Origin of the sequence: Nioella sediminis, from assembly GCF_001879695.1 — a bacterium.
GTDB classification, from domain to species: domain Bacteria; phylum Pseudomonadota; class Alphaproteobacteria; order Rhodobacterales; family Rhodobacteraceae; genus Nioella; species Nioella sediminis.
On record NZ_MNBL01000093.1, the window covers coordinates 1 to 10,275 of the forward strand.

10 protein-coding genes are annotated in these 10,275 nt (G+C 69.3%); 1 reads left to right on the top strand and 9 read right to left on the bottom strand.

Features of this window, described 5'->3' with window-relative positions:
* The 4 genes from BKY26_RS12180 to cbiE form a co-directional block, all read right to left on the bottom strand.
* The coding region (locus BKY26_RS12180; RefSeq protein ID WP_131541853.1) for a cobyrinic acid a,c-diamide synthase CobB at positions 1-706 on the bottom strand (706 nt) is incomplete at its 3' end.
* Complete coding sequence (cobM, locus tag BKY26_RS12185) at positions 703-1,488, bottom strand: precorrin-4 C(11)-methyltransferase (protein WP_071690663.1); 786 nt, start codon at positions 1,486-1,488, stop codon at positions 703-705. The genes cobM and BKY26_RS12180, both read right to left, overlap by 4 nt.
* The gene (locus BKY26_RS12190) at positions 1,485-1,868 is read right to left on the bottom strand and encodes a cobalamin biosynthesis protein (protein WP_321184868.1); all 384 of its coding nucleotides are present in this window, start codon (positions 1,866-1,868) and stop codon (positions 1,485-1,487) included. Before BKY26_RS12190 ends, cobM begins: the two co-directional genes overlap by 4 nt.
* The gene (cbiE, locus tag BKY26_RS12195) at positions 1,850-3,037 is read right to left on the bottom strand and encodes a precorrin-6y C5,15-methyltransferase (decarboxylating) subunit CbiE (protein WP_071690664.1); all 1,188 of its coding nucleotides are present in this window, start codon (positions 3,035-3,037) and stop codon (positions 1,850-1,852) included. The genes BKY26_RS12190 and cbiE overlap by 19 nt, the downstream gene beginning before the upstream one ends.
* On the opposite strand from cbiE, the gene BKY26_RS12200 reads away from it, so the two are divergent.
* Positions 3,036-3,785 (top strand): cobalt-precorrin-6A reductase, encoded by a 750-nt coding sequence (locus tag BKY26_RS12200; RefSeq protein WP_071690665.1) that lies wholly within the window; start codon positions 3,036-3,038, stop codon positions 3,783-3,785. The two genes, cbiE and BKY26_RS12200, sit on opposite strands and share 2 nt — an antisense overlap.
* Here BKY26_RS12200 and cobJ read toward each other — a convergent pair.
* Genes cobJ through cobN form a run of 5 tightly spaced genes read right to left on the bottom strand, consistent with a single transcriptional unit; the run spans position 3,761 to position 10,234 of the window.
* Positions 3,761-4,498, bottom strand: a complete 738-nt coding sequence (gene cobJ / locus BKY26_RS12205) for a precorrin-3B C(17)-methyltransferase (protein ID WP_071690666.1) — start codon at positions 4,496-4,498, stop codon at positions 3,761-3,763. The two genes, BKY26_RS12200 and cobJ, sit on opposite strands and share 25 nt — an antisense overlap.
* Entirely contained in the window at positions 4,495-5,211 is a 717-nt protein-coding gene (locus BKY26_RS12210) for a precorrin-2 C(20)-methyltransferase (RefSeq protein ID WP_071690667.1), read from the bottom strand. The genes cobJ and BKY26_RS12210 overlap by 4 nt, the downstream gene beginning before the upstream one ends.
* Before the next feature lie 5 nt (positions 5,212-5,216).
* Positions 5,217-5,846, bottom strand: a complete 630-nt coding sequence (locus tag BKY26_RS12215) for a precorrin-8X methylmutase (RefSeq protein ID WP_071690668.1) — start codon at positions 5,844-5,846, stop codon at positions 5,217-5,219.
* A complete protein-coding gene (gene cobG / locus BKY26_RS12220) occupies positions 5,847-6,986 on the bottom strand; it encodes a precorrin-3B synthase (protein WP_071690669.1) in 1,140 nt (379 codons plus the stop codon).
* Positions 6,983-10,234 carry a cobaltochelatase subunit CobN gene (gene cobN / locus BKY26_RS12225; protein ID WP_071690670.1) on the bottom strand — a complete coding sequence of 1,084 codons (3,252 nt, stop codon included), beginning with the start codon at positions 10,232-10,234 and terminating at the stop codon, positions 6,983-6,985. The genes cobG and cobN overlap by 4 nt, the downstream gene beginning before the upstream one ends.
* Positions 10,235-10,275 lie beyond the last annotated feature (41 nt).

The following is a 10,275-nucleotide window of genomic DNA, read 5'->3' on the forward strand; positions in this document are numbered from 1 at the left end:
GCGCACCCTGCGGGTGCGTGTCCGCAGCGATCGCCAGAAGGGCATCGAGATCGACGTTGTCCGCCACGAAACGTGCCGCCGTGTCCAGAATGTGCGGCATCTCTGCCTGTTCGCCCGCCTGCACAAGTCCCAGATGGCGCGAGGGCATCTCGATCTCTTTCTGCCGGGGCAGGGCGCCGAGCACCTCGATCCCAACCTCCGCCATGCCCGCGCGCAGCATCGCCTCGTGCCGGGGGGAGGCCACGCGATTGAGCACCACGCCCGCGATCCGTACGTCGCGCCGCATAAGGGCAAAGCCCTTGGCCACCGCCGCCGCCGATTGCGCCTGACCGGACGTGTCCAGCACCAGCACCACCGGCCAGCCGGTCAGCGCCGCCAGATGCGCACTGGAGCCGTTGCCGCATTCGCCATCGCTGACCACCCCGTCGAAAAGCCCCATGGAGCCTTCCGCGACGATCAGGTCAGCGCCATCCGCCACGCCAATGAGCCCGCCGATCATCCCTTCGCCCATGGCCCAGGTGTCGAGGTTCACCGAAGCCCGGCCCGCCGCCGCGGAATGGAAACCGGGGTCGATATAGTCCGGCCCGCTCTTGAACGGTTGCACGGTCAGGCCCCGCGCACGCAGGGCGGCCAGCAGGCCAAGCGTCAGCGTGGTCTTGCCGGTGCCCGAGGCGGGGGCGGATATGATAAGGCCCTTGGGGATCACTCGACGGTCTCCGGGAAGCGCGGGTCGGTGCCCACGGGGCGGAAGCGGCGGTCGTAATCGCCAGCATAGAGACAGCTTTCGTCGAAATCCTCGGCGCCCAAAGCGGGGCCGACAAGGATCAGCGCCGTGCGCCCGCGTTCGCCGCCCGTGGCCTCCTCGACCGTGGAAAGCGTTGCCTTGACGATGCGCTGATCGGGCCATGTGGCGCGCCAGATCACGGCGACGGGGCAATCCGGGCCATAGGCGGGGGTCAGGCGCGTCACCACATCCTCCAGCACATGGACCGACAGGTGAATGGCCAGCGTCGCGCCGGTGGCAGCGAAGTTTTCCAGTGTCTCGCCCTCGGGCATGGCCGACGCGCGGCCAGAGGTGCGGGTCAGCACCAGCGACTGCGCCACGCCGGGCAGGGTCAGTTCCGCGCCGAGCGCAGCGGCGGCAGCGGCGAAGGAGGGCACGCCGGGGGTCACGTCATAAGGGATGCCCTCGGCCCGCAACCGGCGCAGCTGTTCGCCCATGGCGGACCAGACCGACAGATCGCCGGAATGGAGCCGCGCCACGTCATGGCCCGCAGCGTGCGCCGCCTTGATCTCCGCGATGATCTCGTCAAGCGACAGCGGCGCGGTGTTCACGATCCGCGCGCCTTCGGGGCAATACGAAAGCAACTCCTCCGGCACCAGCGACCCGGCATAAAGGCAGACCGGGCAGGACGCGATCAGGTCGCGGCCCCGGAGGGTGATGAGGTCGGCCGCGCCAGGGCCTGCGCCGATGAAGTGAACGGTCATGTGTCAGTCCTTTCTGCCAGCGCAATCGTGGCCATGCCGCAGGCGCTTTGCACGCGGGGGGCGATCAGCCGTGCCCTGTAGCCGCCTTTGCGGGCCGACGCCAGAGCCAAGGCTTCCGCGACGGAGCCGGTGGCGAAACGCGCCTTGATGCGGGGGGAGCAGGTGAGCGTTTGCTCACCCGCGATGTCCTGTTCGGTCAGGTGGGTGAGGGGAAGACCCTCGGCCTTGGCCCAGTTCAAAAGCGCGGGCGTAACCTTGCTGTCGAGGCAGGCCAGCGCATCTGGGCGGCGACCTGCGCGCGTCATTGCATCAGCGAAAGCCGCTTCGCTTGCATCTGCGCGCAATCCCACCCCGGCCCAGATCATCGCGTCACCACCCATTGCATCACGGGCCGCGCCCTTTCCCATCCGCGCATGGAGCCAAGAGGCCCGGCTTCGGCCAGTTCCGCGCGCAGCAGGTGCCCGCCATAGGCCCCGTGCCAACGGATCAGCAGCGCCTCGGTTTCCAGCGTGACGGCGTTCATGACCAGCCGCGTGCCCTTGGGCATCCGGTTCCACAGCGCCGTCAGCATCTCCTCCGTCGCGCCGCCGCCTACGAAGACGGTATCGGGGTCGGGCAGATCGGCCAGCGCTTCGGGTGCGCGGCCCTCCACGATGGTGATCCGGTGATCGAGCCCGAATTTGTGGGCATTCAAGCGGATGTTTTCGGCGCGGTCGGCGCGGGTTTCCAGCGTGGTCGCGGTCGCGCCGGGGGCAGCAAGGCAGAACTCGACCGAGATCGAGCCGGAGCCTGCCCCAAGGTCCCACAGATGCTGGCCGGGCCGGGGCGCGAGGGCCGAAAGCGTCAGGGCGCGCACCGGGCGCTTGGTGATCTGTCCGTCGCTTTGAAAAATCTCGTCGGGAAGACCCGAGGCGCGTGACAGGCCGGGCGCGCCTTTGGCGTCGATCGCGGCGAGGGCGGGGGAGGCGACCTTTCCAAGGTCGCGATCCTCGGCTTTGAGGCTGCGCAACCGTTCGCGCGGCCCGCCTAGCGCCTCGCAGATGGTCAGGCGCGCCGCCCCGTAACCATGGTCAGTCAGCCAGGCGGCAAGTTCGCCAGCGGCATCGCCATCGCGTAGGGTGCACAGCACACGGGCGCCCTCGTGCAGTACCGGGGTCAACCGTTCGAAGGGCGCGGCGTGAAGGCCAAGGCAGATCGTGTCTTCCAGTTTCCAGCCAAGCCGCGCCGCCGCCAGCGAAAAGCAGGACGGCGCGGGGAAGGCACGCCATTCGTCGGGCGCAAGGTGGCGCGACAGCGATCCGCCCGCGCCGTGCCAGAAGGGATCGCCCGAGGCCAGCACCGCCACGCTCCGCCCGCGCAGGGCCAGTATCGGCTCGACCGAGAAGGGCACGGGCCATGCGCGGCCCCGGTCCCCGACTTCGGCAAGGTCCAGGTGCCTTGGCCCGCCAAAGACGATTTCCGCCGTATCCAGCGCGTCTCGGCTTGCGGGCGGCAGCCCGTTCAGGCCATCTTCACCCAGACCGATCAGGGACAACCAGGGCTCAGCCATGACACGCATCCTCCTGCTTGGCGGCACGACCGAGGCCACCACGCTCGCCCGCCTTCTGGCCCAGGCGGGGGCGGATGCCATCTTCTCTTACGCGGGGCGAACCGACAAGCCGATGGCGCAGCCCTTGCCCACACGGGTCGGGGGCTTTGGCGGTGTGGCGGGGCTGGTGGACTATCTGAAGGCCGAGGCGATTACGCATGTGGTCGATGCCACGCATCCCTTCGCCGCGCAGATGAGCACGAATGCCGTTCATGCCTGCGCCGAGGCGGGCGTGCCGCTGGCGGGGCTGGAGCGACCGGGCTGGATCGGGGGGGAGGGCGACCGCTGGACCCATGTCGCAGACATGGGCGGCGCGGTCGCGGTCCTTCCGTCCGAAGGGGCGCGCGTTTTCCTGGCCATCGGCAAGCAGCATGTGGCGGATTTTGCCGCGAAGCCCGCGAATTTCTACCTGCTGCGCCTTGTCGATCCGCCGAAAGACCCGCTGCCCCTGCCGGATGCCGAGGCCGTCATCGCGCGCGGCCCTTTCGACGTGTCGGGCGACCGCGCGCTGATGGAACGTCACCGCATCACCCATATCGTCGCCAAGAATGGCGGCGGGGTAGGGGCGCGCGCCAAGCTTGAGGCTGCACGCGAACTGGGCCTGCCGGTGATCCTGATCGACCGGCCCCACGTGCCGCCACGCCGCATCCTGACCAGCGCCAGCGCGGTTATGGATTGGCTGGATCACAGCGCCGACCTCGGGGTGTAGACGTAGTTTCCCACCCGCCGCGTATCGCGGTTGCCGACGATCACCATGGTGCGCATGTCAGCCATCTCGGGCGTGGCTTCTGCCAGCGTGACGGTAGTGATCGCTTCCTCGGGCGTCGAAACCGCGCGGGCGAAGGAGATGAGGGTTTCTTCCCCGCAGGCCTCGCGCAGGATCTCCAGCGCGCGGGCGAACTGGTGGGGGCGTGATTTCGAGCGCGGGTTGTAGAAGGCCATGGCGAAGCCCGCCTCACCTGCAAGACGCAGGCGTTTTTCGATCAGCTCCCACGGCTTGAGGTTGTCGGAAAGGTTGATTGCCGCGAAATCATGGCCCAGGGGCGCGCCGATCCGGGCGGCTGCGGCCAGCATCGCGGTGATCCCCGGCAGCACGCGGATGTCGAGGGAAAGCCACTCCGCCGGCCCCGCCTCCAGCGCCTCGAACACGGCGCTAGCCATGGCAAAGACGCCCGGATCGCCAGAGGAGACCACGACCACGCGCTTGCCCTCGGCGGCCATCTCCAGCGCGTGGGTGGCGCGGTCAAGCTCCACCCGGTTGTCGGATTCATGCAGCGTCAGGCCGGGGCGCGGGGTCACGCGGCGGACATAAGGAATGTAGCCCACAACATCGGTCGCCTCGGCCAGCACTTCGGCGACCTCGGGCACGATGAGCGACTCACGCCCCGGCCCCAGCCCCGCGACGACGACCCACCCGCTCATGGCCGGCGGCCCTGTCCGTGCAGGAGGCAGATGGCGAAATAGGGCGTCTCACCCGCGAAGTCGGTCAGCTTCTGCACCGTCTGTTTCGGCATCGTGCCGCGTTCCACCAGCCACGCGTCATCGAGCCGCCCCGCAGCCTCCAGCGCGCGTTTCAGCTTCGGCAGGTTGCGCCCGATCTTCATGACCACAGCGGCGTCGGTGTCCTTGAGCCGCCGAACCAATTCCTCCTCCGGCAGGGTCGCCATGGCAACGGTCAGCACGTCGTCGCCCCATGTGATCGGCAGATCGGTCGCCGTCCAGCAGCCGGACATGCCGGTGATGCCGGGCACGATCTCCACCTCCACGCGGCCTTGCAGGCGCGAATGCAGGTGCATGAACGAGCCGTAGAAGAACGGATCGCCCTCGCACAGGACGATCACGTCATCACTTGTGGCGAGCATTGCCAGCCGGTCGGTCCACGCGTCGTAGAACTCGGATAGGATGCGGTTATATTCCGGGTCCTTGAAGGAAATCTCGGTCGTCACCGGGTATTCCATCGCGTGTTCGGTGACCTCGGGCGACAGCATCCCCTCGACGATCTGGCGCGCCTGCCCCTTGCGGCCCGCCTTGCGGAAATAGGCCAGGTGACGCGCGGTGCGGATCAGCCGGTCGGAGCGGACGCTCATGAGTTCGGGGTCGCCGGGGCCGAGCCCGGTGCAGATGACCTTGCCCATGTCGCTTACTCCTTGAAACTGGCCAGCGCATTGACCGCCGCCACGGTAATGGCCGATCCGCCAAGACGGCCCTGCACGATCATGGAAGGAACCGGCAGGTCCTGCATCAGCGCATCCTTGGACTCGCGCGCGCCGACGAAGCCGACGGGGCAGCCGATGATGGCGGCGGGGCGCGGGCAGGCGGGGTCTTCGAGCATATTGAGCAGGTGGAAAAGCGCCGTGGGGGCGTTGCCGATGGCCACGAGCGCACCCTCAAGATGCGGGCGCCACAGTTCCAGCGCGGCGGCGGAGCGGGTGTTCGCCATCTCCTTGGCCATCTCGGGAACGCGCGGGTCGCGCAGCGTGCAGATCACCTCATTGTTTGCGGGCAGGCGCGGGCGGGTGATGCCTTCGCTGACCATATAGGCGTCGCACAGGATCGGTGCGCCGTCCTTCAGGGCCTGCCGGGCGATGGTGGCCATGCCGGGCGAAAACCGCACGTCCTTTTCCAGCCCCACGAGGCCCGCCGCGTGGATCATCCGCACGACGACCGGTTCTTCGTCGTTGTCGAAGCGGTCAAGGTCGGCTTCGGCGCGGATCGTGCGGAAGCTTTCCTCGTAGATGGCGGCGCCGTTCGTTTCATAGGTGTGGGGCATTCAAAGGGCCTTCTTGATCTGGTCGGGGGCAAGGCCGATGGCCTCGGGCGTGGCGTCGGCGCGGCCGTCGCGGATAAGGTCGAACCGGTCAGGGCCGGTTGCGGTCAGGGTCAGGGCCGCGGGGCCGGGATGGGCGCAGCCCTTGGCGCAGCCGGAGATGTGCAGGCGCTGGCCTGCGGGCAGATGCGGGGCGAGGGTGCGGGCGAGGTCACGGGTGGGCGACAGAGCCTGTGGACAGCTCGGCGCGCCGGTGCAGACGTCTATCGCCAAGCGCGGGTCCATCGCGTCGTGGATCAGGCCGGGCAGGTCGGGGGCCTCGGTCACGCCTTCCAGCAGCAGCATCCGCCACGGGGTGACGCGGATCGGCGCAAGCTCCGCCAGCGCGGCGAGGCTGTCTGCGGTGATCTGCCCGAATTCCAGTGCCACGAGTTGGCCCGCTGATGTGGCACCCGGAGCCGGAGGCGTTGCGCCTGCCACCGCTGGCGTTTCGTGGAACTGGCCGGGCAATACGGCCCCGCTTGACAGATGCCGCGCCATGCGGCCCCGGCCTTCGGGCGCACCGCCGGTGTCAAGGAACCATCGGGCGAGGTCGAGCGCGGCCTCGGCGGCGGTGGCTTCGGTCACGGGAGCTGCAAGGCCGCTGCCATCGGGGCGCAGGACAAGGCCGTTTTCGCCGCGCTCGATGCGGATATCGGCGGAGGTCCCGCGCAGGATCGGCTCCGGCCCGCAATCGACGGCAAAGCCGAACTTGCCCGGCAGGTCGGGGGCGTCAGGCTGTGCCAGCGCGTCGGTCAGGGTGCGGGCGATGCGATGCGTCGTGTCACCCTCGGACCAAAACGGCTGAACCACCAGGTTGCGCCGGGTTTCCGCCGCCACGTTCCGGTCGATGAGGCCAAGCGCCGTCAGCCCGTCGATCAGGGCAGAATGGGACTCGGGCCTCACCCCCCGGATCTGCACATTGGCGCGGGCGGACATGTCAATGAGCCCGTTCCCGTGCTCTGCCGCCAGCCGCGCCACACCTGCCGCCTGATCCAGCGTCAGCCGCCCAATCGGTGCACGCACGCGGACAACCAGCCCGTCGCCCGACATCATCGGGCGCAGCGCACCGGGGCACCAGCCATGGACCACGGGGGCGCTCATTGTGCGGCCTCCAGACTGGCGGCGATGGAGTTGCGGCGGGTCACCCAGAGCCCCGCATCGTGCAGCGCCTGGAATCGGGCGCGCATCGCGGCGAGGGCCTCGGGATTCTCGCGCTCCATGAACGCGACCAGATCGTCGCGGCCAAGGGTGGCGTCGTGGTAAAGGTCAAACAGATGCGGCGGCACGGCGGCCGCCAGATGGGCGAAAGCCGCAAGGTGGTCGAGCGTCGCCGCGATCTCTGCCGCGCCCCGGAAGCCGTGCCGCATCATGCCATCCGCCCAGTCGGGGTTGGCTGCGCGGGCGCGGGTGACGCGGGCGATTTCCTCGGTCAGGTCGCGGGCGCGGGGGCGGTCGGGCTGGGTCGCGTCCATGTGGTAAAGCGCGGGCGCATCGCCGCCAAGCCGGGCCACGGCGGCGGCAAAGCCCGCCTCATGCGCGGCGTAGTCCGAGGCCATCAGCAGATCGGTTTCCGGCAGGTCCTGAAGATGCACGAAACTGTCGGCGGATTTCACGCGGGTTTCCAGCGCATCGCGCGCCTCGGAGGAGGTCCCCTGCGCGTCAATTGCGTAGGAGGAGGCCGCGAGCCATGCCTCGCCCGCCGCACTGCGGGCCTCGTCGGAATAGTCGTCCAGATGCGCCGTCATCCCCACCCCGTAGCTGCCGGGGCGCGGGCCGAAGACGCGCGGGGTGCGGGCGAGGTAGGGGTTGTCCTCTGCCGCTTCCTCGCGGTCGGCCAGGGCGCCCGCCGCCGCCTCGAACATCTGGGCAAGGCCGGGGAAGACATCGCGGAAGAGGCCCGAGACGCGCAGGGTCACGTCGATCCGGGGGCGGCCAAGCAGCGCCAGCGGGATCACCTCGAAGCCCGACACGCGCTCGGACCCCTCATCCCATTTCGGGGCGAGGCCCGCGAGGTGCAGCGCCATGGCAAACTCCTCGCCCGCCGTGCGCATGGTGGCCGATCCCCACAGGTCCACGACCAGCCCGCGCGGCCAGTCGCCATGGTCCTGCAAATGCTTGCGCAAAAGCTCCTCGGCCAGCTTCACGCCCTGCGCATGGGCGGCACGGGAGGGCACGGCGCGGGGATCGGTGGTGAAGAGGTTGCGCCCCGTGGGCATCACGTCAGACCGGCCCCGATGGGGCGACCCGGACGGGCCGGGGGCGACAAGCCGACCCTCCAGCGCGGACAGCAGCCCGGCGCGTTCCTCCGCCCCGCAGGTGCCGGTGCCGAAGATGTGCAGCCCGTCGCCATACTGGCTTTCCTTGATGTCGCAGACGAAGCGGTCAATGCGGGTGATCGCCTCGGCGGCGCTGGCGTCTTCCGGGATGCCCAGATCGGCCTCGACCCCGGTCCCCTGCGCCTCCGCCCGGATGTCAGCGATCAGCCGGTCGCGGCGGGCGGGGTCCAGACCGTCGGCGGTCGAGTATTCATCCAGCAGATGTTCCAGCCGCCCCATGCCCTCGGGCAGCGTCGTCTGCGCCATCGGGGGCGGCATATGGCCGATCGTGACGGCCCCCACGCGGCGCTTGGCCTGCGCGGCTTCGCCGGGGTCGTTCACGATGAAGGGGTAGATGACGGGCAGGGGGCCGAGCAGCGCCTCGGGCCAGCAGTCCTGCGAAAGTGCCACCGCCTTGCCCGGCAGCCATTCCAGCGTGCCATGCGCGCCCACATGGATCAGCGCGTCGGTTTGTGCACGGAGCCAGAGGTAGAAGGCCACGTAGCCATGGCGCGGGGTGCGGGAAAGGTCGTGGTAGTCGTCGTCGCGGGTTTTGACCTCGCCCCGTTCGGGTTGCAGCGCGATGAGCGCCTTGCCCGCCCGGATCGCGGCGAAGGTGATCTGGTCACCCTGCGCGGCGGGGTCGGTTTCCGGCGCGCCCCAGGCGGCGAAAAGGTCGTCGCGCAGGGCGGCGGGCAGCGTTTCCATGGCCGCGCGGTAGTCGGCCAGCGGCCAGCCGATCCGCTCGACCAGCAGCCGCTTGCCCATGTCGGGGGCCTGGCCGAGGTCGTGGCCCTGCGCCGTCAGCCCCTCCAATAGCCCCTCGACCGAGGCCAGCGGATCAAGCCCGACCGCATGGGCGAGGTTCCAGTCGCGGCCCGGATAGGTGGAGAGCACGATTGCCAGCCGCTTGTCGGCGGCGGGCAGGGTGGCAAGGCGGTGCCAGCTGGCCACCCGGTCCACCACCTGAGCGATGCGGCCCTGATCGGCGCGGTGCGCGAAACGGGAATACTCCAGGTCAGGGTCCTTGCGCCCCGGCTGCTTGAAGCTGGCGACGCCCGCGAAGATGCGCCCGTCCACCTCCGGCAACACCACATGCATGGCGAGGTCGGCGGGCGACAGGCCCCGGTCCGCCTCGGCCCAGTCCTTCTTGCGCGCGGTCGACAGCGCGATCTGGAAAACCGGGCAGTCGGGTTCAGACAGCGGCGAGGGCTTGCCATCCGCGCCTTGCGCCGAGAACGCCGTGGCGTTGACGATGGCGGCGGGGGACAGCCGGGTCAGTTCGGTTCGCAGCCAGTCCGCAGCGGCGGGCTGTTTCAGGCTGGACGCGAAAATCCCCACGGCCTCGAAGCCCTTTTCTTCCAGCGCCGCGATGGTGGCATCCACCGGGTCGGTATCGGCGGCGGTCAGGTAAGAGCGGTAGAAGGTGACGGGGACGAGCGGCTTGCCCGAGGGCGCAAAGCTGCGCAGCACACCAACGCCCGGACGGTAGAAGCCGAAATCGGGCACGGTCTTTTCGCCCACCACGGGGCCCGCATAGAGCCCGCCCGCCAGTGCGAGTTGCGCCAGCGCCGCATGGGCCGCCACGGCCCCGCCCGCGTCGCACAGGTGCTGCAAGCGGCGCAGGGTGGAGACGGGCAGGGTGGAAATCTCATCAAGCCGCGGATCGGGGCGGCCATCGGCGGGCAGGACCGCCAGCGCCATACCGGTCCGGTCCGCCAGTTCGCGCAACGTGGCCAGGCCATAGGGCCAGTAGCTTTCACCGCCAATGAGCTTGACCAGAACTGCCTTGGTGCCGACCAGCGTCTGTTCGGCATAGGTATCGACCGACAGCGGATGTTTCAGGGCGACCAGATTGGCGAGGCGAACCGAGGGTTCAAACCCATGCGTTTTGGCGCGTGCGTAGCCTGCCGCGAAGGCCCCCAGGTCGGAATCGGAAAAGGACAGCACCACCAGATCGGCAGGGCTCTGCCCCAGATCCTGCGGGGTGTCGGTTTCCTCCAACCCGTGACTTTCGCGGAAGACGACATGCATCGGGTCACGCCTCCGGTTGCCGTGGCTGTCGCCACGGCCCG

Excerpts from the sequence above, each read along its gene's own strand:
- cobM (WP_071690663.1), bottom strand. The coding sequence starts at position 1,488 with ATGACCGTTCACTTCATCGGCGCAGGCCCTGGCGCGGCCGACCTCATC.
- BKY26_RS12190 (WP_321184868.1), bottom strand. The coding sequence starts at position 1,868 with ATGGGTGGTGACGCGATGATCTGGGCCGGGGTGGGATTGCGCGCAGAT.
- BKY26_RS12200 (WP_071690665.1), top strand. The coding sequence starts at position 3,036 with ATGACACGCATCCTCCTGCTTGGCGGCACGACCGAGGCCACCACGCTC.
- cbiE (WP_071690664.1), bottom strand. The coding sequence starts at position 3,037 with ATGGCTGAGCCCTGGTTGTCCCTGATCGGTCTGGGTGAAGATGGCCTG.
- cobJ (WP_071690666.1), bottom strand. The coding sequence starts at position 4,498 with ATGAGCGGGTGGGTCGTCGTCGCGGGGCTGGGGCCGGGGCGTGAGTCG.
- BKY26_RS12210 (WP_071690667.1), bottom strand. The coding sequence starts at position 5,211 with ATGGGCAAGGTCATCTGCACCGGGCTCGGCCCCGGCGACCCCGAACTC.
- BKY26_RS12215 (WP_071690668.1), bottom strand. The coding sequence starts at position 5,846 with ATGCCCCACACCTATGAAACGAACGGCGCCGCCATCTACGAGGAAAGC.
- cobG (WP_071690669.1), bottom strand. The coding sequence starts at position 6,986 with ATGAGCGCCCCCGTGGTCCATGGCTGGTGCCCCGGTGCGCTGCGCCCG.
- cobN (WP_071690670.1), bottom strand. The coding sequence starts at position 10,234 with ATGCATGTCGTCTTCCGCGAAAGTCACGGGTTGGAGGAAACCGACACC.